General features: G+C 72.0%; 17 protein-coding genes. 3 read left to right on the forward strand and 14 right to left on the reverse strand.

Annotation, left to right across the window (positions count from 1 at the left end; translation table 11 throughout):
* Positions 1–25 precede the first annotated feature (25 nt).
* On the reverse strand, positions 26–964 hold the full coding sequence (locus LQK93_RS01860) for an AEC family transporter (protein ID WP_374969884.1): 939 nt from the start codon (positions 962–964) through the stop codon (positions 26–28).
* 81 nt (positions 965–1,045) lie between these two features.
* Here LQK93_RS01860 and LQK93_RS01865 point away from each other — a divergent pair, with 81 nt between their 5' ends.
* Positions 1,046–2,161, forward strand: coding sequence for an LOG family protein (locus LQK93_RS01865; RefSeq protein WP_374969885.1), 1,116 nt, complete (start codon positions 1,046–1,048; stop codon positions 2,159–2,161).
* A gap of 99 nt (positions 2,162–2,260) precedes the next feature.
* Here LQK93_RS01865 and LQK93_RS01870 read toward each other — a convergent pair whose 3' ends face one another.
* Both LQK93_RS01870 and LQK93_RS01875 read right to left on the reverse strand, forming a co-directional pair.
* Positions 2,261–4,195: an acetate--CoA ligase gene (locus LQK93_RS01870; RefSeq protein WP_374969886.1), complete on the reverse strand. Its 1,935-nt coding sequence runs from the start codon at positions 4,193–4,195 to the stop codon at positions 2,261–2,263.
* A 4-nt stretch (positions 4,196–4,199) separates the two neighbouring features.
* Positions 4,200–5,567, reverse strand: a complete 1,368-nt coding sequence (locus tag LQK93_RS01875) for an MFS transporter (RefSeq protein ID WP_374969887.1) — start codon at positions 5,565–5,567, stop codon at positions 4,200–4,202.
* A 71-nt stretch (positions 5,568–5,638) separates the two neighbouring features.
* Here LQK93_RS01875 and LQK93_RS01880 point away from each other — a divergent pair, with 71 nt between their 5' ends.
* A complete protein-coding gene (locus LQK93_RS01880; protein WP_374969888.1) occupies positions 5,639–6,643 on the forward strand; it encodes a GlxA family transcriptional regulator in 1,005 nt (334 codons plus the stop codon).
* A gap of 16 nt (positions 6,644–6,659) precedes the next feature.
* On the opposite strand, the gene LQK93_RS01885 is transcribed toward LQK93_RS01880, so the two are convergent.
* The 11 genes from LQK93_RS01885 to rpsB form a co-directional block, all read right to left on the reverse strand.
* The gene (locus LQK93_RS01885) at positions 6,660–7,856 is read right to left on the reverse strand and encodes a N(5)-(carboxyethyl)ornithine synthase (protein ID WP_374969889.1); all 1,197 of its coding nucleotides are present in this window, start codon (positions 7,854–7,856) and stop codon (positions 6,660–6,662) included.
* Positions 7,857–7,951: 95 nt separating this feature from the next.
* Entirely contained in the window at positions 7,952–9,157 is a 1,206-nt protein-coding gene (gene rlmN / locus LQK93_RS01890; RefSeq protein ID WP_374969890.1) for a 23S rRNA (adenine(2503)-C(2))-methyltransferase RlmN, read from the reverse strand.
* Between the two features lie 39 nt (positions 9,158–9,196).
* A complete protein-coding gene (locus LQK93_RS01895) occupies positions 9,197–9,988 on the reverse strand; it encodes an SDR family NAD(P)-dependent oxidoreductase (RefSeq protein ID WP_374969891.1) in 792 nt (263 codons plus the stop codon).
* A 9-nt stretch (positions 9,989–9,997) separates the two neighbouring features.
* Positions 9,998–11,032 (reverse strand): phosphatidate cytidylyltransferase, encoded by a 1,035-nt coding sequence (locus tag LQK93_RS01900; RefSeq protein WP_374969892.1) that lies wholly within the window; start codon positions 11,030–11,032, stop codon positions 9,998–10,000.
* Positions 11,033–11,037: 5 nt separating this feature from the next.
* The gene (frr, locus tag LQK93_RS01905; protein ID WP_374969893.1) at positions 11,038–11,595 is read right to left on the reverse strand and encodes a ribosome recycling factor; all 558 of its coding nucleotides are present in this window, start codon (positions 11,593–11,595) and stop codon (positions 11,038–11,040) included.
* Between the two features lie 104 nt (positions 11,596–11,699).
* The gene (pyrH, locus tag LQK93_RS01910) at positions 11,700–12,428 is read right to left on the reverse strand and encodes a UMP kinase (RefSeq protein WP_374969894.1); all 729 of its coding nucleotides are present in this window, start codon (positions 12,426–12,428) and stop codon (positions 11,700–11,702) included.
* Between the two features lie 101 nt (positions 12,429–12,529).
* The gene (locus LQK93_RS01915; RefSeq protein WP_374969895.1) at positions 12,530–13,657 is read right to left on the reverse strand and encodes an aminotransferase class V-fold PLP-dependent enzyme; all 1,128 of its coding nucleotides are present in this window, start codon (positions 13,655–13,657) and stop codon (positions 12,530–12,532) included.
* Positions 13,658–13,687: 30 nt separating this feature from the next.
* Complete coding sequence (locus LQK93_RS01920; RefSeq protein WP_374969896.1) at positions 13,688–16,300, reverse strand: DUF4153 domain-containing protein; 2,613 nt, start codon at positions 16,298–16,300, stop codon at positions 13,688–13,690.
* Complete coding sequence (locus LQK93_RS01925; RefSeq protein WP_374969897.1) at positions 16,297–17,052, reverse strand: response regulator; 756 nt, start codon at positions 17,050–17,052, stop codon at positions 16,297–16,299. Before LQK93_RS01925 ends, LQK93_RS01920 begins: the two co-directional genes overlap by 4 nt.
* Positions 17,053–17,238: 186 nt before the next feature.
* Positions 17,239–18,069 (reverse strand): translation elongation factor Ts, encoded by an 831-nt coding sequence (gene tsf / locus LQK93_RS01930; protein ID WP_374969898.1) that lies wholly within the window; start codon positions 18,067–18,069, stop codon positions 17,239–17,241.
* A gap of 64 nt (positions 18,070–18,133) precedes the next feature.
* Positions 18,134–19,057 (reverse strand): 30S ribosomal protein S2, encoded by a 924-nt coding sequence (gene rpsB, locus LQK93_RS01935; protein WP_374969899.1) that lies wholly within the window; start codon positions 19,055–19,057, stop codon positions 18,134–18,136.
* Positions 19,058–19,343: 286 nt separating this feature from the next.
* Between rpsB and LQK93_RS01940 the strand changes: the two genes are divergently transcribed.
* On the forward strand, positions 19,344–21,299 hold the full coding sequence (locus tag LQK93_RS01940) for a DUF6541 family protein (RefSeq protein WP_374969900.1): 1,956 nt from the start codon (positions 19,344–19,346) through the stop codon (positions 21,297–21,299).
* Positions 21,300–21,439: the final 140 nt, after the last annotated feature.

The raw sequence follows: 21,439 nt of genomic DNA on the forward strand, positions 1-21,439 counted from the left end.
CAACCTGCGGTGAGCCTGCGGGTGTTCAGACGCCGGCGAGGCCGTGGAAGAGCGCTGCGATGCCGAGGATGACGGGCACCGACGCGAAGGTGCTGACGAAGATGACGTCGCGGGCGAGGTTGACCTCGCGGCGGTAGCGGACGGCATACGTGAAGATGTTCTGCGCGGTCGGCAGGGCCGCGGTCACGACGACGGCGAACAGGGCCTGCCCCCGCAGCCCCAGCGCCAGGCCGACGCCGAACGCGAGGGCCGGCATCAGCAGCGTCTTGAGGGCCACGATGGTCCACACGTGCTCGGCCGAACGGCCCGTGGCCGGGCGGGGGCCACGCCGCAGCGAGATCCCGAACGCGACGAGCATCGAGGGCACGGCCATCGCCCCGAGGAGGTCGATCGGGGCAGCGACGAAGCGTGGCAGGTGGATGCCGAAAACCGCGATGAGCAGGCCCGCGACGGCGCCGAGCGTGATCGGGTTGCGGAACATCCGGCCCAGGCTGCGGCCCAACGTCGCCCGTTCGCCACGCGCGTCGCTGTCGAAGAGCGCCATGTAGACCGGCGTGATGAGCAGCAGCTGCATGAGCAGCGTCGGTGCCACCCACGCGACGTCCCCGAGGACGTAGAGCGCGATCGGGATGCCGAGGTTGCCCGCGTTGACGTAGGCCGCCGAGAGGCTCCCGATGAGCTGCGAGCCGAGCGACCTTGTCGGCCAACGCAGCCGGGCGACCACCACGTAGACGGCCACGACGAGGACGAAGGTGGTCAGCGACGTCACGAGGTTGGCCGAGAGCACCGCGTCGAGCGGCGTGCGTTGCATGACGGTGAGCAGCAGCGCCGGTGAGGCGACGTAGAACGCCAACCGGGAGAGGTTCACCTGGGCGGAATCGTCGAGCACGCGACGATCGGCGAGCACCCAGCCGACGGCCACGATGACCGCGATCGTCGCGAACCCCTCCAGCACCCCGACCATGGGCCAGATCCTTGCAGCGGCACGGTTGGCGACGATGCCCGGGTCCGCATCCTGGCAGCGGCGGCCGGGCAGGATGACGGCATGGAGATCGAGACGCTCGACGAGCTGGACGACCACCTCGCCTCAGGTGCGAGCCTGCGTGGCCTGCGGCTGCAGGACCTCGACCTCACCGGCTACGCAGAACAGCTGGCGGCGCACGGCGACCTCACCGGCCTCGTCGTCCTCGGCGGCACCGTTCCCCTGGGTGTCGCCGAGCTGCTGCTGGCACGCGGCGCCATCGTCTTCCCCGGCATCGCCGACGCGCCGGTGGACCCGTGGCGGGGGCTCTACTTCGCCACCGACCTCTACGAGGGTCTCGAGAACGGCTACGAGCAGACGCGCGACGCCAAGACGTACGCGTGGTTCCTCGACGCACGTCTGCGCACCGACGCGTACTGCACCCTCGTACGCGCCATCCACGACGACTCGGTCACCGACGAGCTGGACGAGTTCGTCTTCGGCCGGTCGGTGGTCGGGATCATGGGCGGGCACGCGCTGCAGAGGGACTCGGCGGCATACGCACGCGCCGCAGGCCTCGGCCACCGGCTCGCCGAGGAGGGGCACCTCGTCGCGACGGGCGGCGGGCCCGGCGCCATGGAGGCCGCCAACCTCGGGGCCCTGTGCCGCAGCCCGGCGTCGCTGGAGGAAGCGCTGGCGCGCATCGCCGCGGTGCCGGGCTTCCGGCCGGACATCACCGACTGGGCCAGGACCGCCCTGGCAGCCCGATGCGCCATCGTCGGGGACGAACCCCAGGCGCCGTCGGAGACGCTGGGACCGAGCGCGCGCTCCCTGGGCATCCCCACCTGGTTCTACGGCCACGAGCCGCCCAACGTCTTCTGTGACGTCATCGCCAAGTACTTCTCCAACGCGATCCGCGAGGAGGGCCTGCTGGCCCGGTCCAACGCCGGCATCGTCGTGCTCGAGGGTGCTGCCGGCACCGTGCAGGAGATCTTCCAGGCCGTGACGCCCCTCTTCTACGCCGAGGCGGAGGCGCCGCTGCCGCCGCTCGTGCTGGTCGGACGGGAGCACTGGACCGAGCGGGTGCCGGTGTGGCCGGCCCTCACGGCGATCGCCGTGGGACGCCCGATGGCCGAGGCAGTCCACCTCGTCGACTCCATCGAGGACGTCCTTTCCCTGCTTTCCCAACCTGCTGGCTGATCCCCCCGCGCACCGCAAGCGCGCCGTGGCGCGCTTTCAGGGCGATCCCGGGCCAGAACCTCTCTCGGAAGTGCGCCATGGCGCCGGCCGCGGAGTCGGTCAGGCGGTGGGGGCGGGGCGCAGGACCGGGGTCAGCGTCTCCAGCACCGCGGGGTCCTCGATCGTCGCGGGCACCGCCGGCGAGTGGCCGTCGGCCAGCTCGCGCATCGTCTTGCGCAGGATCTTGCCCGAGCGCGTCTTGGGCAGCGCCGCGACGATGTCGACCTGGTGCAGGGCGGCGACCGGACCCACCTCGGAACGCACCCTCGCGACGAGCTCGCGCTTGATGCGGTCGCCGTCGCCGTCGGCGTCGATGCCCGACTTGAGCACGACCAGCGCACGCGGCACCTGGCCCTTGACGTCGTCGCGCACCCCGATCACCGCGCACTCGGCGACCGCCTCGTGGCCGGCGAGCGCCGCCTCGAGCGACCCCGTCGACAGGCGGTGACCGGCGACGTTGAGCACGTCGTCGGTGCGCCCCATCACGTAGAGGTAGCCGTCGTCGTCGATGTAGCCGCCGTCACCGGTGAGGTAGTAGCCGGGATAGGCCGACAGGTAGGAGCTGACGTAGCGGTCGTCGTCGCGCCAGAGCGTCGGCAGCGTGCCGGGCGGCATCGGCAGCTTGATGCAGATCGCGCCCTCGACGCCCGGCGCGACCGGCTCACCGCTGCCGTCGAGCACCCGCACGTCGTAGCCGGGCACGGCGACGGTCGGTGAGCCCGGCTTGATCGGGAGGAGCTCGATCCCCTTGGGGTTGCAGGCGATCGGCCATCCCGTCTCGGTCTGCCACCAGTTGTCGACGACGGGCTTGCCGAGAGCCGCTGAGGCCCACTCGTAGGTGTCGGGGTCGAGCCGCTCCCCCGCGAGGAACAGCGCGCGGAAGCGCGAGAGGTCGTGCTCGGCCACCTTGGACGCCGTCGAGTCGTCCTTCTTGATGGCGCGGAAGGCCGTCGGCGCGGTGAAGAGGCACACCGCCTGGTACTCCTCGATGACCCGCCAGAACGCGCCGGCATCCGGCGTCCCGACCGGCTTACCCTCGTAGAGAACGGTGGTCGCCCCCGTCAGCAGCGGGGCGTAGACGATGTAGGAGTGGCCGACGACCCAGCCGACGTCACTCGCCGTGAACATCGTCTCGCCCGGTGCGACGTCGTAGAGGTTGGCCATCGACCAGCGCAGGGCGACGGCGTAGCCACCACTGTCGCGGTAGATCCCCTTCGGCTTCCCGGTCGTTCCCGAGGTGTAGAGGATGTAGAGCGGGTCGGTGGCCGCGACCGTGACGCAGTCCGCCGGGGGCGCGTCGGCGTAGACCTCGTCCCAGGTCATCTCCTCCCAGTCGGTGTCGCGCTCACCCACCGCCGCCGGAGACTGCTCGCGCTGCAGGACGATGACCGACTCCGGCTTGTGGCTGCTGCGCCGGAGGGCCTCGTCGAGCATCGGCTTGTACTCGACGACGCGGGACGGCTCGACCCCGCAGCTCGCGGAGACGACGACCTTGGGTTCGGCGTCCTCGATGCGTGCGGCGAGCTCCTGGGGGGCGAACCCGCCGAAGACGACGGAGTGCACGGCGCCGAGGCGCGCGCACGCGAGCATGGCCACGACCGCCTCCGGCACCATCGGCATGTAGATGACGACACGGTCGCCCTTCTCGACACCCAGTCCCTCGAGGGCACCTGCGAAGCGCGACACACGGTCGAGCAGCTCGGCATACGTCAGCGTCGCCTTCGTCCCGGTGACCGGCGAGTCGTAGTGGATCGCCGCCTGCTCTCCCCGGCCGGCGAGGACGTGGCGGTCGAGGGCGTTGTAGCAGACGTTGAGCTCGGCATCGGGGTACCACCGGTAGAACGGCGGTCGCGAGTCGTCGAGGATCCTGTGCGGCGGCGTCACCCAGTCGATCGCCTCCGCCGCGCTGCGCCAGAACCCCTCGGGGTCGCGCAGGCTCGCCTCGTAGATGCCCTCGTAGATGCTGTGGTATGCCGTCGCAGCGCCGTCGCTCATGGGCTCACTGTGCCGCCGGGTGGGCCTCCGCGCCAGAGCCCGTGCTCCGAGGTGACGCATCTGACAGACGCGCGGTCGTGATCGCGACGCACATCGCCGCGGCAGCGAGACAGAGCGCGCCCGCGGCGTACCAGGCGAGGGTGTAGGCGCCGAGGTGGTCACGCACGAGGCCGGCTCCCAGTGCCGCGCCGGCTGCCCCGAGCTGGTGCGAGGCGAAGACCCAGCCGAAGACGATCGGTGCCCGCTCGCCGTAGGCGCTGCGGCACAGGGCGATCGTCGGGGGCACCGTCGCGACCCAGTCGAGGCCGTAGAAGAGGACGAAGGCGAGCATGTTGACGTGCATCGAGTCGCTGAACAGGGACGGCAGCAGGAAGAGCGACCCACCGCGGAACGTGTAGTAGGCCGCGAGCAGGACCCGCGGGTCGACCCGGTCGGTCAGCCACCCCGAGAAGATCGTGCCGACGACGTCGAAGACGCCGACGAGCGCGAGCAGGCCGGCCGCCGTCGTCGTCGGCATGCCGTGGTCGTGCGCGGCGGGGATGAAGTGGGTGCCGACGAGGCCGTTGGTCGACGCGCCGCACACGGCGAAGCTGCCGGCCAGCAGCCAGAACACCCGGGTCCGGGCGGCGTGGCGCAGCGTGTCGACCGCTAGGCGGGCGGGGTGGCCCGTCGGCCGCGGTGGACGCGTCACGGGCGTGCCGGCCGGCGCGCCGTAGGCCGTGACGCCGAGCACACTCGGGTGGTCGTGCAGCTTCCAGAGCACGAGCGGGACGACGCTCAGCGCAGCGGCGGACGTGGCGACGGCCGCGCTGCGCCACCCGTGGTGCGCGGCGAGCCAGGCGAGGAAGGGCAGGAAGACCAGCTGTCCGGTGGCACCTGCGGCAGTGAGGATGCCGGTCACGAGCCCGCGCCGTTCGACGAACCACCGTCCTGTCACCGTCGCCACCAGCCCCATCGACATGGCGCCGGTGCCCATCCCGACGACGATGCCCCAGCACAGGACGAGCTGCCAGGACTGCGTCATCCAGATCGGCAGCAGCGACCCGACACTGACGAGGACGAGCGCCACGGCGATGACACGTTGGATGCCGAGGCGTTCCATGAGTGCTGCCGAGAAGGGCGCGGCGAGCCCGAAGAGCACGAGGTTGACCGATACGGCACCCCCGATGACGCCCATGGGCCAGCCGAACTCGTCGTGCAGCGGCGTCATGAGGACGCCCGGGGTCGACCGGAAGCCGGCCGCCCCGATGATCGTCAGGAACGTGACGCCAGCAACCCACCACGCGGGATGGAGGCGGTGTCGTGGGGTGGAGGGCAGCGGTCCGCCGGGCACGGTCTCGTCGGCGGCGGAGTGTCGATCCGTAAGGCTCACGGGCCAATCCTGCGGCATGGGCACACCGGCGAACGAGTGGCCAGACGGACATGATGTGCAAGGATCTGGCCATGAACCACGAGGCCGGCCGTCCCCACCGTGTCGTGGTGCTGGCCCTCGACACGGCCATCGCCTTCGAGATCGGTCTGCCCCACCGCTTCCTGTGCGCGAGTGCGCTCGACCCCGGCTGGCCCGGACCGGCCACCGGGGCGCCCGCCCCCTACGACGTGCACCTGGTGACGCTCGACGACGGGCCAGTCACGACCTCTGCGGGGTATGCCGTCCTGCCGACCCACCCGAACACCGAGCTCGCCCGCGCGGACACGGTCGTCGTGCCCGGACTGGGCGGTGACATCGTCCGGACCGGGAGGCTGCCCGACGAGCTGTGTGCCCTCGCCGCAACGGCGCGTCCGGATGCCCGCTGGCTGTCGATCTGCACCGGCGCCTTCGTCCTTGCAGCCCTCGGGAAGCTCGACGGACGAGAGGCCACGACGCACTGGTGCCACGCCGACGCGTTCCGGCGGCACTTCCCCGAGGTGCAGCTCAATCCCGACGTGCTCTACGTGGACCACGGCGACGTCCTCACCTCGGCCGGTAACGCGGCCGGCATCGATCTGCTCCTCCACGTGCTGCGGTCGGACCTCGGTACCGAGGCGGCCAACCGGGTCGCTCGCGGCGCCGTCGTGGCCCCGTGGCGCGCCGGCGGTCAGGCCCAGTTCATCGACCGCCCGGTGCCCGCCGAGACGGACACCGGCACCGGTCCGACCCGGGCCTGGGTGCTGGAGCACCTCGACGAGGCGATCGCCCTGAGCGACATGGCTCGTCACGCCGGGACCAGCGTGCGCTCCTTCACCCGACGATTCCGGGAGGAGACGGGCGAGACGGCGGGCTCCTGGCTCGCTCGCGCTCGCGTCGACCGTGCCCGCCACCTGCTCGAGACGACCGACCTGCCTGTCGAACGGGTCGCTTCCGCGGCGGGCTTCGGCACGAGCGCGTCACTGCGCCAGCACCTGTCCCTTGCCGTCGGGCTCTCCCCGCTGGCGTACCGTCGCACCTTCCGGCCGGAACTGCCCTGAGGCGAGAGACCTTCCGTCAGGTGGCGATCGGCAGGTGCGGGTGCTGGGGCGAGCGACCTTGGAACGACAGGATGGCCGGGTTCTGCACCACTCCAGCCCGGATCTCGATGGCGCGCCGGATCGTCGGCGACCGGTCCCAGGCTGCGGGGCCGCCCATGACGGTGGGCAGGAACGGCAGGAGCGCCTCGCTGATCTCCCAGGTCGCGGCATCCCAGAGGTAGGAGGGACTGTGGTCGACGGCGTAGTAGAGCACGTGCTCGCCCACCATGAACGTCGGCTCGACGAAGCTGGTGGGTCGGGCCCAGCTGAAGCCCATCCCCTCGTCGCAGGACACGTCGATGATGATGCTGCCCGGAGCCATCCGCTTGAGGTCGTCCTCGGTCATGAAGAGCAGTGGCGCGTCGGTGTCCTGGAGCACGCAGTTGACCACGATGTCGTGACCGGCGAGGAACTCCCCGAGCACCACGGGTCCGTGCTGCGTGTCGGCGTGGCTGACCCGGGCGGGGCTGCCGTCGGTGTCGAAGTGGACGATGCTGGCCGAGTGGATGGGCGCCGCGACCGCCGCGCGCTGCCGGTGGGTCAGCACGTCCACCTCGCCGATGCCCAGCGCGTTCAGGGCCGTCACCGCGCCCCGGGCCGTTGCACCGAACCCGATGACCACGGCACGCCGGTGCGGGCCGTAGGCGCCGGTGATGCCGGCGACCTGCAGCGCGTGCAGCACCGAGCAGTAGCCGGCCAGCTCGTTGTTCCTGTGGAAGACGTGCAGGCTGAAGGAGCCGTCCCGGTTCCAGTGGTTCATCGCCTCGAACGCGATCAGCGTGAGCTGTCGGTCGATGGCGACCTGCGTCAGCTGCGTGTCCTGCACGCAGTGCGGCCAGCCCCAGAGGACCTGCCCGACCCGGAGGCCGGCGATGTCGGCGAGCAGCGGCTTGGGCGCGAGGATGACGTCGCAGCCCTGCACCAGCTCCGCCCGGCTGCGGAATCCGCCCACGTAGCGCTCGAGCTCGTCATCGGCCACGCCGAAGCGCTCGCCGTAGCCGTGCTCGACGAAGATGCCCTCGCGCAGGGCCGGCGGGATGCGGTCGAAGTGCCGAGGATGCAGCGGCAGCCGGTGCTCGTTCTCCTTCAGCGACCGTCCGGGGACGCCGACACCGAACTCGAACGACGTGGCCGGAGCGACGGGCTCGACCTGCTCGACACGGGCCTGGATCATGGGTGCACCTCCTGGCGACCACTCCCCGCGCCCGGCCCGGTGCCCTCACCAGCGCCCGCGGCGGGGCACTGCCTCTGCTCGCCAGCCTAGCGACGTCAGGCGGTGGCGGCAGCGAGTTGGCCGCAGGCCCCGTCGATGTCCTGGCCGCGGGTGTCGCGGATGGTCGTCGGGATTCCGTGCGCGCGCAGCCGCTCCACGAAGTTCTGCTCGACGCCGGGGCGCGACGCCGTCCACTTCGAGCCGGGCGTCGGGTTGAGCGGGATCGGGTTCACGTGCACCCACCCCTTGCCGCGGCCGCGGCGGGCGAGCTTCTCCCCGAGCAGGTCTGCGCGCCAGCCCTGGTCGTTGATGTCGCGGATCAGGGCGTACTCGATCGAGACCCGTCGTCCGGTGGCCTCGTAGTAGCGGTACGCCGCGTCGAGCGCCTCGTCGACGGACCACCGGGTGTTGATCGGCACGAGCTCGTTGCGCAGCTCGTCGTCGGGGGCGTGCAGCGACAGGGCCAGCGTCACCGGGATCCCCTCGGCCGTCAGCTTGTCGATGCCGGGCACCAGGCCGACCGTCGACATGGTGATGCCGCGCGCCGACATGCCCAGTCCGTCGGGGGCGGGATCGGTGAGGCGACGGATGGCGCCGATGGAGGACTTGTAGTTGGCGAGCGCTTCACCCATCCCCATGAAGACGACGTTGCTGACCCGCAGGGGCGCCTCGCGGTCCTCGTCCCCGCCGCCCGCGAGCTCGCCTCGGCGCAGCGCGCGAGCCGCCCACACGACCTGCTCGACGATCTCGGCCGCCGAGAGGTTGCGGGTCAGGCCCGCCTGGCCGGTCGCGCAGAACGGGCAGTTCATGCCGCAGCCGGCCTGGCTGGAGATGCAGATCGTCACCCGGTTCGGGTAGCGCATGAGCACCGACTCGACGATGGCACCGTCGTGCAGGCGCCACGCATACTTCATCGTCTGGCCATCGTCGGCCACCCGCTCGACGATGGGCGTCAGCAGCGTCGGGAGCAGGTCGGCGGCGAGGTCGGAACGGACTCCCTTCGGCAGGTCGGTCATCTGCTCCGGGTCGTCCTCGAGCCGCTCGAAGTAGTGCGTCGAGAGCTGCTTGGCCCGGAAGCCCTTGTGGCCGAGCGACTCGACGGCCGCCTTGCGCTCGGCCGGCGTGAAGTCGGCGAGGTGGCGCGGGGGCTTGCCGCGCCGGGGGGCCGTGAAGGTCAGCTGGCCCGGCTGGGGGCGGGTGGTCGTCGGCTCGGGCAGCGCGACGGGTGCCGGCTCGGGTGCGGGGGCGGAAGTGTCAGTCATCTCCCCTCCAGTGTCTCAGGCCGAGTCAAAACGGCCCCCTCACCGACGAGCCCGCTGCTCGGCCACCGCGTTGCCCCCGTCGACGACGAGGACCTGGCCCGTCACGTAGGACGCCTCCCGGCTGGCGAGGAAGGCGACGGCCGCCGCCACCTCGTCCGGTGTGCCGGAGCGGCCGACCGGGGTGGCGCGCCCCTCCTGTGCCTCGTCCGGGGGTTGGGAGCCCGTCGCGACCCAGCCGGGCGCGACGGCGTTGACCGTGGTCCCGTGCGGCCCCTCGTCGACGGCGAGCGCCCGGGCCAGGCCGAGCATCCCTGCCTTGGCGGTGGCGTAGGCCACCTCGCCCCGCATGGCCATCACCCCGCCGGTCACACTGCTGACGAGCACCAGCCGGCCCGCGCCCGAGGCGCGCAGGTGCGGCAGCGCCGCCCGGCTGACGAGGTATGCCGTGTCGAGGTTGCGTCCCAGCGAGCGGCGCCAGCGGTCCGCATCGGTGGCCTCCAGGTCCCCGCCGTGCGTGTCGGGGTCGGCGGCGCTGGTCATGCCGGCGTTGTTGACGACGACGTCGAGTCGTCCATGGCGGCCCAGGCAGGCCTCGACGAGCGCCCGGGCCTCCGACTCGTGGGTGAGGTCCGCGACGTGGCAGGCGGCGGCGATGCCTTCGTCCTCGAGCTCGACCACTCGCTCCTCGACCCGGTGCGTCGTCGCGCCGAGCACGACCGCCGCGCCCAACCGCCCCAGCAGCCGCGCGGTGGCGAAGCCGATGCCCTCACGGCTGCCCGCGCCGGTGACGAGAGCCACGCGGCCGGTCTGCCCGAACGGGGGCGTCGTCACGTGACGGGTTCAGGCCGGCTTGGCGGCGAGCAGGGTGAGCACCGCCCAGACGATCGGTGCCACGACGACGAGCGAGTCGAGGCGGTCCATGACGCCGCCGTGCCCGGGGAGGACGTTGGACATGTCCTTGATGCCGAGGTCGCGCTTGATGAGCGACTCCATCAGGTCGCCCACGGTCGCGGCGATGGCGACGCCGACCCCGAGGGCCAGGCCGATCACCCACGCGCGGTCGAGCAGCAGGTGGACGGTCAGGGAGCCCGCCACGACGCACAGCAGCACGGAACCGGCGAAGCCCTCCCACGACTTCTTCGGGCTGATCGAGGGCGCCATGGGGTGCTTGCCGAAGAGGACGCCCGCGGCATACCCCCCGACGTCGCTGCAGACCGTGGTGATGAGGAAGACGAACATCCGGCCCACCCCGTCGGGTGGCGCGAGCAGCAGGATCGCGAAGCCGACGAGGAAGGTCGGGTAGGTGGAGACGAAGATGCCGCCGAGCGCGTCGCGTCCGGCGCCCTCGAGGCGCCCTGCGCCGCGCCAGAGCACGACGGCCAGGGCGGTCAGGGCCCAGGCGACGACCAGGCCGGCGGGACCGTGGACGTAGGCGGCCCACACCATCCCGACGAGCCCGATCAGCGGGGGCACCAGGGGCGCCTCGACAGCTGCGTGCCGCAGGGCTGCCCGCAGCTCCCAGATGCCGATGCCCACCGCGATGGTGACGAGGGGCAGGAACGACTCCTTGCGGATGAGCAGAGTCGCGACGATGAGGACGCCGAGGCCGAGCCCGACGGCGATCGCGGCCGGCAGGTTGCGCCCGGCACGGCTCTGCTTCTTCTCGAGGACGGCCCCGGGCGGCAGACCCGCCAGCTCGTCGAGCCTGGGGTCGTAGGGCACCGGCTCGAGCGGCCCGGGCGCACCGGCAGAGTCGTCCTCGCGCTCGCTCGGCAGGTCGCGGCCGCCGTCACCGCGGCCGGTGGACGGAGCCGGCGCGCGCGTCGGATCCACGGGTTCCGACGGCTGGTCGGTCGTCATTGTGGGGTCGAGCACCGAGGTCACACCTCGAGCAGCTCGGTCTCCTTGGCCTTGACGAGGGCGTCCACGAGGTCGGTGTGCTTCTTGGTCAGCCCGTCGAGCTCCTTCTCCGCGCGCGTGCCGTCGTCCTCGCCGACCTCGCCGTCCTTGACGAGCTTGTCGAGGTCGGTCTTGGCCTTGCGACGGATGTTGCGCACAGAGACGCGCGCCTCCTCGGCCTTGTGGTTCGCCAGCTTGATGTACTCCCGGCGGCGCTCCTCGGTCAGCTCCGGCATGACGCACCGGATCTGGTTGCCGTCGCTGCTCGGGTTGACGCCGAGGTCGGAGTCGCGGATGGCGCGCTCGATGGCGTGCATCGCCGACTTGTCGAACGGGATGACGAGGATGGTGCGCGGCTCGGGGTTCTGGAACGAGGCCAGCTGCTGCAGCGGGGTCGGCGCGCCGTAGTACTCGACGGTGAGCTTGTTGAACAGCCCCGGGTTGGCGCGGCCGGTGCGGATGCCCGCGAAGTCCTCCTTGAGGACCTCGACGGCCTTGTCCATCTTCTCCTCGGCCTCGAACATCGTCTCTTCGATCATGTCTCTTCGGTTTCCTCGTCCCTCGTTCGTGCTCGTACGTGCTCGTCGTGCGTGGTGTGCGGCGCCCTTCGTGTGGGTCTGGTGACCAGGCGCAGCGGCCGGGATCAGGCGTTGCTGACCAGCGTGCCGATCTTCTCACCGAGCAGGGCGCGCGTGATGTTTCCCGCGCCCTCCATGCCGAAGACCACCATGGGCAGCTTGTTCTCCATGCAGAGGCTGAAGGCCGCCGCGTCGACGACCTTGAGGCCCTCGGCGAGGGCGTCGTTGAAGGTGAGCGTGTCGAGCTTCCGGGCCTCGGGGTTGGTGCGCGGGTCGGAGTCGTAGACGCCGTCGACACCGTTCTTGGCGATGAGGACCGCGTCGCACTTGATCTCGAGCGCGCGCTGGGCGCTGACCGTGTCGGTGGAGAAGAAGGGCATCCCGGCCCCGGCCCCGAAGATGACGACGCGGTGCTTCTCGAGGTGGCGGATCGCGCGGCGCGGGATGTAGGGCTCGGCGACCTGCTGCATCGCGATCGCGGACTGCACGCGCGTCTCGACCTCCTCCTTCTCGAGGAAGTCCTGCAGCGCCAGGCAGTTCATGACGGTGCCGAGCATGCCCATGTAGTCGGCGCGGGTGCGGTCCATCCCCCGCTGCTGCAGCTCGGCGCCGCGGAAGAAGTTGCCGCCGCCGATGACCACGGCCACCTCGACGCCCTGGTGCACGGCCGCGGCGATCTGCTTGGCGATGCCGGAGACGACGGCCGGGTCGAGGCCGATGCGGCCACCGCCGAAGACCTCGCCGGAGAGCTTGAGAAGGACCCGGCGGAAGGGGGTCGCTTGGGCATCGGTCATGGCGCAGGGCCTCCTCGTGGGCAGCGTTCCGGCGGTCGGTCGATCTTTCCACATCCCCGGGACATCGGCCGCATCGAGGGGGCGAAGGGTCTGGGAGGCCGTCAGCCCTCGAGGAGCCGTCGCAGGGCGGCGGCCAGCCGCGCGTAGTCGTCCTCGTCGTTGTAGGGAGCCGCCGCCAGCCGCAGGTAGCCACGCCCGCCGAAGGCGACGGGCGGCACGACGAAGCCCGCCTGGTAGAGTTGCTGCCACAGCGCGTCGGCCGAGTCGGTGGTGGTGGCCACGCCTTCCGGGAGGGCCACCAGCCGCAGGCACGGAGCCGAGGGTATGCCGCCGCGCGGGTCGGGCGTGCCCAGCGCGGAGCGCACCGCCTCCGCCCCGTGGACGAGCAGCTCGGCGTTCCGCTCGACCTGCTCCCAGCCGCCCAGCGCCTCCCACGCGGCGATGCCCGCGGGGACGGCGAGCCACGCCGAGTGGTCGACGGTGCCCTGCAGGTCGAAGCGCTCCGGGTAGCCGAGCCCGTGGCTCCACGACGTGACGAGCGGGCGCAGCGACTCGCGGTGCTCCGGCGCTGCCCACAGCGCCGCTGCGGCGCGGGGCGCGTACGCCCACTTGTGCAGGTTGCCGGACCAGAAGGCGACGCCGAGGGACTCGACGTCCACCCCGGGCAGGGAGCCGGGCACGTGGGCCGCGTCGACGAGGACGGGTACGGGCGCCACGGCCGCCGCCACCGCGGCGACGGGCAGCACGAGCGCCGTCGGCGAGGTGATCTGGTCGATGACGACCAGGCGTGTCCGGTCGGTGACGGCGGCGGCGAAGGCGGCCACGACGTCGTCGGGCTCGGCATCGACGTCGAAGGCGGCGGTGCGCAGCCGGGCACCACGGACCTCGACGGACCACCCCGCGGTCAGGTAGCCGTGGCTGCTGACGACGACGTCATCACCGGGTCCGAGGCCGAGGCCCTGTGCCACCACGCCGACCGCCTCGGTCACGTTGCGCACCAGGGCCGTCGACTCGGGCGGCAGCCCGAGGAACGCCGCGGCCGCCTCTCGCGCCTGCGCGAGCCGGACCGGCAGCTCGTCCCGGAAGGCACGCATGGGCGCTCCTTCGATGCGAGCCCGCGCGCGGTCCTGGGCCGCCCGCACCGTACGCGGTACGGCTCCGAACGCTCCGTGGTTGAGGTGGGTGAGGGCCGGGTCGAGCTCGAACTGCTCGGCGATGTCACGACGCACGCGGCCATCCTGCCCGAGGGGGGTGGCGATTCAGCGCAGGGGTCCGCCCCCTAGCCATGTCGTGCACGAGCCCGGGTCCTGCCCGGCTGCAGCGGTCGACGCCACCTGCCGCGCGCGTGCACGACCGACGTTCCAGCCGAGCAGATCGTCCGGCGGCGTCGCGATGGCCAGGTGCAGCAGGCATGGGGCGAGCGGGGCGGAGAGGCGGGCGGCGATCACCGGCGCCGCGTCCGGGCCGAGAGAGCGGAGGTAGTCGAGGTCGATCCTGCCGGTCGCCGAGTAGCGGTCGAGGTTGCGCTCGGCCACCCAGGCCTCGGGGCTCACGAGCCCTCCCACCAGCACGAACGCCGCCGCCGACACGAGGGCCGCCCGGGGCAGCCACCAGCCCGAGAGCCGCACGCCGGCCACGAGGACGAGCACGACCAGGAGCCCCAGCCACAGCTCGAAGGCATCGACGACCACCCGAAGCACGGTGAAGCCGTACGCCTGCTGGTAGAGGTCCATCCGGTGCAGCGCGGACGCGACGACGAGGAGCGTCAGGGCGCAGAGCGAGCCGAGGGCGATCCGCAGCACGAGCCGGTCGTGCGACGTCGCGCGCGGCGCCTTCCGGGCGGCGAGCGCCACCGTGAACACGGTGAGGAGCGTGGCCACCGTGAGCTGGCCGAAGCCCTGGTGGACGTAGTCGGCATACGTCAGACCGGTGGTGCGCTGCACGTACGCGTGGCCGCCGAAGAGGGCCGTGGCCTGCGCCACGACGAACGCGAGGAAGAGGGCGACGACGAGGCCGACCGGGACGAGCCACTCCCACGGGTGGGTGACCGGTCGGCCGCCGGGCAGCACGACGCGCTCGACGTGCGGCGGGTTGAGCGCCACGTAGGCCGCCGCGAGGAGGGCACCGCCCATGACGAACCCGACGAAGGTGCGGAAGACCAGGCCGTCCATGGCGAGGTGCGGTACGAGCGCCCCGGCCCAGGAGCCGAACACCGCGTCGCCTGACGCGAACAGGCCCCCGAAGACGACGAGGGCCACGAGCGAGACGGCTGCCGTGCGCACGACGGGCCAGAGGACGTGGATCCGGCTGGTGGCGGCGACGGTCCGCCCCAGCAGCGGCAGGCCCCGGACGGCGGCGAGCGGCCAGGAGGCCACCCCGGCCACCAGCGGGAGCAGCCGCCTGGCATCCGTCAGCGCGGTGGTGAGGAGCACGATGCCGAGCACGACCGCGAGGACGGTCAGCCACTCGGCGGCACGGAGCACCGACAGGGAGGCGAGCGAGACGCACAGGACGCCCGTCAGGGCGGTCCACCGGGAGTGAGGCCGTCGCGTCGTGCGCCACAGCACCGCTCCCCCGAGGACGAGCACGCCGAACAGCGCCAGCCCGATGTTGCGGTAGGGCAGCACGACGGCCGAGACGATGCCGACCCCCACGCAGAGCAGCAGCAGTCGGACCTGCGGCGCGAGCCCGGCCTCGGGCCAGAGGTCGCCGAAGAGCGAGTCCACGACCGGCGCCCCGGCAGTGGCGGGTGTCGGCGGGGTCGCGGTCACGAAGGGCTCCTGAGCGTGTGGCGCGTCCGGCAGGTCCGACGCGGTGGGCTGGGTCATGGAGATGGTGGTGGCCGGGTCGGGGACGTCCGCCGCCGATGGCAGTGGGCATCGTGGCAGCACGGCACGCAGGCGCGCGCCGTGCTCGCCCGGCGGCGGGGGGACGGAGACGATGGAGCCGCCGTGCAGCTCGCAGACCCAGCTGGCGATGGCGAGGCCGATGCCCGTGCCCCCACCGGCGTCGTCGCCCGAGCCGAACCGGTCGAAGATGCGCTCGGCGTTCTCGGCCGGGATGCCGCTCCCCTCGTCGGCGACCAGCAGCCACCAGCGGTCAGGCCCCTCGGGTCCCGCGCTCACGGTGACGCGTCCGCCCGGAGGGCTGTGGCGGTCGGCGTTGTCGAGCAGGTTGGCCAGCAGCTGCCGGAGACGGGCGCCGTCCGCCGTGACGTGCAGGCCGGCCGGCACGTCCACGACGTGCTCGGTGCCGCGCCGGGAGACGCCCGCCTCGGCGACCGCGGCCTCGGCGAGCTGGCGGACGTCCACGGGCGCCACCACCAGTGGTGTGCGTCCACCGTCGACCCTGCTGAGGTCGAGCAGGTCCCCGACGAGGCCGCCGAGGCGCTCAGCCTGCGCCAGAGCCGATCGCAGCACCGCGTCGTCCGGCCGCACCACCCCGTCGACCAGGTTCTCGAGCAGTGCCTGCTGCGCCGCGAGGGGGGTGCGCAGCTCGTGCGACACCGTCGCCACGAGCTGGCGACGCTGCGAGTCGGCCCCGGCGAGGTCAGCGGCCATCGTGTTGAAGGCGTGCGCGAGGATGCCGACCTCGTCGGCCGACGTGGCCGTGACGCGCCTGGAGTAGTCGCCGGTGGCCATCCCCGCCGCCGCCGCGGTCATCTCGCGCAGCGGCGAGGTCATGCCGCGCGCGAGCCACTGCGTGACCCCGAGGGCCGCCGCGACGGTCACCGGCAGGGTGAACCACCCCGGCACCCCGGCCCGGTCGCCGATGGTGGACACGAGCGCGGCCGCCACGATGCTCGTCGCGACGAGCAGCCCGAGCTTGGCCTTGATGGAGCGGACGCCGTCGAGGGGCCGTTCCGGGTTCACCGCCGTTCCTCGCCCACCGGCGCGCTGCTGATGGGCTCGGCGGCCTCCAACGCGTAGCCGACGCCGTGGACGGTCCGCACGCGGGCGGCCCCGATCTTCGCGCGCAGGGACTTGACGTGGCTGTCGAGGGTGCGCGTGCCGGTGGCGTCGGCCCACCCCCACACCTCTCGCATCAGCTCGTCGCGGGCGCGGACCGCGCCGGGCTCCGCCGCGAGCGCCAGCACCAGGTCGAACTCGAGTGGGGTCAGGTGCACCTCGCTCCCCCGGACGGCGACCCGACGGGTCCCGCGGTCGACGCTGAGGTCTCCGACGGCGAGGACCGGTGGCTGTGCAGTGGCCAGCTCGCGCGCCCGTTCGACACGGCGAAGCAGGGCCCGGATGCGGGCGACGACCTCGCGAAGGCGGAAGGGCTTCGTCACGTAGTCGTCGGCGCCGACCCCGAGCCCGACCAGCAGGTCGGTCTCGTCCGCGCGGGCGGTCAGCATGAGCACCGGGACCGGGCGGGTGGCCTGTATGCGGCGGCACACCTCGAGCCCGTCGAAGCCGGGGAGCATGACGTCGAGCACCACGAGGTCGGGCGCGTGGTCTGCGTGGGCCGTTACGGCGCTGGGGCCGTCGAACGCCTGAACGACGCGGAATCCTTCTGCCACAAGGCGATCAGTGACGGCCTGGTTGATGGTCTGGTCGTCCTCGACGACGAGCAACGTCGGCTCGCCCGCGCGCGGCGACAGTGCGGCATACCCCTGTTCCATGTCCCCGAGCCTAGGAGCGGCTCCGGGTCGGACGAGGGTGCGACGTGTGGAGATCGTGTGAAGGAGGGGGCAGACGAAGAGCAGCTGAGCCCCCTGAGTCAGCGCATGTCCGCCGGACGCGACGATGCCGGCCGCCCCGACGGGGCGACCGGCATACGTCGTGTGGTGACCCGAGGGGTCAGGACCTCACTGGCCGACGCGGAAGCGCGCGAAGGACGTCGCCGAGGCGCCGCCCTCCTCGAGCACCTTGCCGACGGTCTTCTTGGCATCCTTGGCGAAGGCCTGCTCGAGCAGGACGTTCTCCTTGAAGAAGCCGTTGACGCGACCCTCGATGATGCGGGGAAGGGCGGCCTCGGGCTTGCCCTCCTCCTTGGCGGTGGCCTCGGCGACGCGGCGCTCGTTCTCGACCGTCTCGGCCGGGACCTCGTCACGCGTCAGGACGGTGGGGCTGAAGGCCGCGATGTGCATCGCGACGTCGCGACCGACCGTCTCGTCGCCGCCCTCCAGGGCCACGAGGACACCGATCTGCGCGGGCAGGTCGGGGCTCGTCTTGTGGAGGTACGAGACGACCTTCTCGCCCTCGAGGCGGGCCACGCGGCGAACCTCGATCTTCTCGCCGATGGTGGCGTTGGCCTCGTCGAGCAGCTCCTTGACGGTCTTGCCGTCCTCGAGCGTGCTCGCGAGGAGCGAGTCCGCGTCGGTCGCGCCGGCGGCGACGGCCTGCGTGAGGACCTGGTCGGCGAGGGCGATGAACTTCTCGCCCTTGGCGACGAAGTCGGTCTCGCAGTTGACCTCGACGAGGGTTCCGACGCCGTCGGTGGCCGAGGCCGCCACGAGACCGTTGGAGGCCGAGCGGCCCTCACGCTTCGTGACGCCCTTGAGGCCCTTGACGCGCAGGATCTCGATGGCCTTGGCGCGGTCGCCGTCGGCCTCGTCGAGGGCCTTCTTGACGTCCATCATGCCGGCGCCGGTCTGCTCACGCAGCGCCTTGATGTCAGCGGCGGTGTAGTTCGCCATGCTCTGTATCGCTCTTTTCGTCAGTGGAGATTGACTGTGGTGCTCGGGCGTCGGACCGGCAGGCTCAGGCCTGCTCGGCACCGGCGGTCGCGTCAGCAGCCGGGGCCTCGACCGGAACCTCGGCGGAGGGGGCCTCTGGCGGAACCTCGACCGCGAGCTCGGCGGCGACCTCGGGGGACACCGGCTCGACGGGGGTCTCGACGGGCACCTCGGTCGTGGCGGCGGCCTCGGCGTAGAGCTCGCGCTCCCACTCGGCCAGCGGCTCCTCGGCCTGCGTGTCGGCGCCGGACTTGCCGGACGAGCGCTGCACCAGGCCGTCGGCGACGGCGTCGGCGATGACCCGGGTCAGCAGCGTGACGGAGCGGATCGCGTCGTCGTTGCCGGGGATCTTGTAGTCGACCTCGTCGGGGTCGCAGTTCGTGTCGAGGATCGCGATGACCGGCAGCCCGAGCTTGCGCGCCTCGTCGACGGCGAGGTGCTCCTTCTTGGTGTCGACGATCCAGACGGCCGAGGGGACCTTGGCCATCGTGCGGATGCCGCCGAGGGTCTTCTCGAGCTTGTCCTTCTCGCGCTTGAGGATGAGCAGCTCCTTCTTCGTGTAGCCCGAGCCGGCCACGTCGTCGAAGTTCAGCTCCTCGAGCTCCTTGAGGCGCGTGAGGCGCTTGGAGATCGTCTGGAAGTTGGTGAGCATGCCACCGAGCCAGCGGTGGTTGACGTACGGCATGCCGACGCGGGTCGCCTGCTCGGCAACCGGCTCCTGGGCCTGCTTCTTCGTGCCGACGAAGAGGATCGTGCCGCCGTGGGCGACGGTCTCCTTGACGAACTCGTAGGCGTTGTTGATGTACGTCAGCGACTGCTGCAGGTCGATGATGTAGATGCCGTTGCGCTCGGTCATGATGAAGCGCTTCATCTTGGGGTTCCAGCGACGGGTCTGGTGCCCGAAGTGGACGCCGCTCTCGAGGAGCTGGCGCATGGTGACGACGGCCATTGCCGTGTTCTCCCTTGTGTCGTTGTTGTCAGTTGTGCGTGGGCGCTGGCACCCGGCGGACACGTGGAGAACGTGACACGGCGGACGGCATACGACCTCACTCCTGGCGCCTGACGCACCCCGCCCCACCGCGAGGTGGGGACTGCCGTGGTGCGACCCGGTCCGGCGGACCAGCAGAAGACGCGCGAATTACGGCCGCGTGCGCGTGAGCACACGAGACCGGAGCCCATGTTACGGGGTGACCCGGGTCGTGGTGAAATCGCGGTGACCCGCCACAATGGCCCGCATGGCGTACTGGCAGGACACGATCCCCACCTTCGTCGTCCTCACGGTGGTGCTCTTCCTGCCCGGCTGGCTCGTCGTGCGCGCCCTCGGTGCCCGCGGGCTCGAGGCCCTGGCCGTCTCACCTGCCGTCTCGACGGGTCTCATCGCCGCCTGGGCCACCGTGGCCCAGCGCCTGGGGGTGCGTTGGGGGATGCTGCCCCTCGTCGTCGTCACCCTCCTGTCGGTCGTCGTGGCCTGGCTGGCGAGACGGCTCTTCGGACGGCACGACGCCGACCTGCATCCCGCCCGCCGTCTCCTCGGGCGCCCGCGACCAGATGCCGTCGTCGCGATCGCCATCGGTGCGGTGCTCGGGCTCGCGACGATCCTGCCGGCGATGGGCCGGCCCGACGAGCTCGTCGACTCCCCCGACGCCGTCTACCACCTGGGCCGGATCAAGACGTTCCTCGAGACCGGCAACTTCTCCATCGCCAACCCGACCTTCTACCCCAACGGCTTCCACTCGTGGGTGGCAACGGGCCTGCTGCCCGGCACCGCCGGCGTGCTCCCGGGCACCAACATCGCGACCATCGTGCTGGCCGCCGTGGCGTGGCCGGTCGGCTGCGTGGCGCTCGTCCGGCACGCGCTCGGCACCTCGCGCCTCGTGACGTATGCCGCCGGGCTGGCCTCGGCGGCGTTCATCGCCTTCCCGACGACCCTGCTCGGCTGGGGCGTGCTGTGGCCCAACCTCATGGCGACCGCCCTGACCCCCGGAGCGCTGGCGCTCATGCTCCAGGCGGCGCGCTCGGGGCGGGTCGGCCAGTGGCTGGCCTTCGCTGCCGCCATGCCGGGCCTCGCCCTCATCCAGCCCAACGCGCTCGTGGCGCTCGTCGTCTTCGCGCTCGTGTGGTTCGTCACCGCCCGGCTGCGCGCCGGGCTGCTGCACCACATCACCTGGCCCAAGGTGGCGAGGGACCTCGCGGTCGTGGCCGTGGTCGTGGCCGCCGGGCTCGTGGCCGCCCCGGCCGTCTCGGCCCAGCTCGCCTCGACGCAGTCCTACCAGTGGAAGGACAAGGTGTCGGTCTGGACGGCGCTGGTGGAGGTCGTCGGGGGCCGGGTGCTGATCTTCGACGTGCTCTGGGGCCTGCTCGTCCTTCTCGCGCTGGGGATCGGCTGGATCGTGCTGCGCGCGCGAGCCGCCCTCCCGGTCGTGGCCATGTGGCTGGCCTGCGTGGCGCTCTACGTGCTGGCGGCGTCGTCGACGATGTCGTGGACCGCCCTCGTGACCGGCTACTGGTACAACGACAAGGTGCGGCTGGCCTCGCTGGCCGCCGTGCCCGGCGTCGTGCTCGTCGCTGCCTCCGCGCCGGCCGTGCGCGACCTGCTGAGCCGCGTTCCGGCGCTCGGCCGGCGACCGCTGGTGCCCGCGGTCATCGGCGGCCTGGTCATCCCGGCCCTGACCCTCGGGCTCAACGGCGGCGCCAGGGACGACATGCTGACCGGCTTCTTCCGGCCGAACCAGCCACAGAAGGTCATCCTCAGCCAGACCGAGCAGGCGTCGCTGGGCAGGCTGGCCGCCCTCATCCCGGCCGGCCAGGGGGTGGTGGGTCGCCCCGAGAACGGCTCGCCACTCATGTGGCCGCTCTTCGGGACGAACACCCTCTACCGCTCCATCCCCATCCCGACGACCGGCGACCAGATCGTCATCGGCACGGGGTTCGACGACATGGCGCACCGGCCCGACGTGTGCGAGGCGCTGGCCCGCAACAACGTGCGGTGGGCCATCGACTCGCCGCACGTCTACTGGCTCGACAAGCCCGAACGGTCCTCCGGACTGAAGGACCTCGGGAAGGTCGGCGGCGTCGTGGCCGTGCGCACCGACGGCGAGTACACCCTCTACCGCATCATCGGCTGCGGCCTCGGCAGTGCCGTGGCCGGTGCCGTGGCCGGCGCCGGGGCGGCGGGCGCGGGGGGCTCCTGAGCGAGCCGGACGGCATACGCCCGGAGCTTTTTCGATCAGGTCAGGGCCGAGGTGTAACGCTTGCAGGGTCGCCACCGATGGAGCAGGTGGCGATCCCACCCGGACCCCTGACCGGGTGGGATCGTCCCTGTCCGCACCGT

The organism is Terrabacter sp. BE26, assembly GCF_041941675.1.
Taxonomy (GTDB): Bacteria; Actinomycetota; Actinomycetes; order Actinomycetales; family Dermatophilaceae; genus Terrabacter.

Coding starts and splice junctions, on each gene's coding strand:
- LQK93_RS01860 (WP_374969884.1), bottom strand. CDS start 964: ATGGTCGGGGTGCTGGAGGGGTTCGCGACGATCGCGGTCATCGTGGCC.
- LQK93_RS01865 (WP_374969885.1), top strand. CDS start 1,046: ATGGAGATCGAGACGCTCGACGAGCTGGACGACCACCTCGCCTCAGGT.
- LQK93_RS01870 (WP_374969886.1), bottom strand. CDS start 4,195: ATGAGCGACGGCGCTGCGACGGCATACCACAGCATCTACGAGGGCATC.
- LQK93_RS01880 (WP_374969888.1), top strand. CDS start 5,639: ATGAACCACGAGGCCGGCCGTCCCCACCGTGTCGTGGTGCTGGCCCTC.
- LQK93_RS01885 (WP_374969889.1), bottom strand. CDS start 7,856: ATGATCCAGGCCCGTGTCGAGCAGGTCGAGCCCGTCGCTCCGGCCACG.
- rlmN (WP_374969890.1), bottom strand. CDS start 9,157: ATGACTGACACTTCCGCCCCCGCACCCGAGCCGGCACCCGTCGCGCTG.
- frr (WP_374969893.1), bottom strand. CDS start 11,595: ATGATCGAAGAGACGATGTTCGAGGCCGAGGAGAAGATGGACAAGGCC.
- pyrH (WP_374969894.1), bottom strand. CDS start 12,428: ATGACCGATGCCCAAGCGACCCCCTTCCGCCGGGTCCTTCTCAAGCTC.
- LQK93_RS01925 (WP_374969897.1), bottom strand. CDS start 17,052: ATGGAACAGGGGTATGCCGCACTGTCGCCGCGCGCGGGCGAGCCGACG.
- tsf (WP_374969898.1), bottom strand. CDS start 18,069: ATGGCGAACTACACCGCCGCTGACATCAAGGCGCTGCGTGAGCAGACC.
- rpsB (WP_374969899.1), bottom strand. CDS start 19,057: ATGGCCGTCGTCACCATGCGCCAGCTCCTCGAGAGCGGCGTCCACTTC.
- LQK93_RS01940 (WP_374969900.1), top strand. CDS start 19,344: ATGGCGTACTGGCAGGACACGATCCCCACCTTCGTCGTCCTCACGGTG.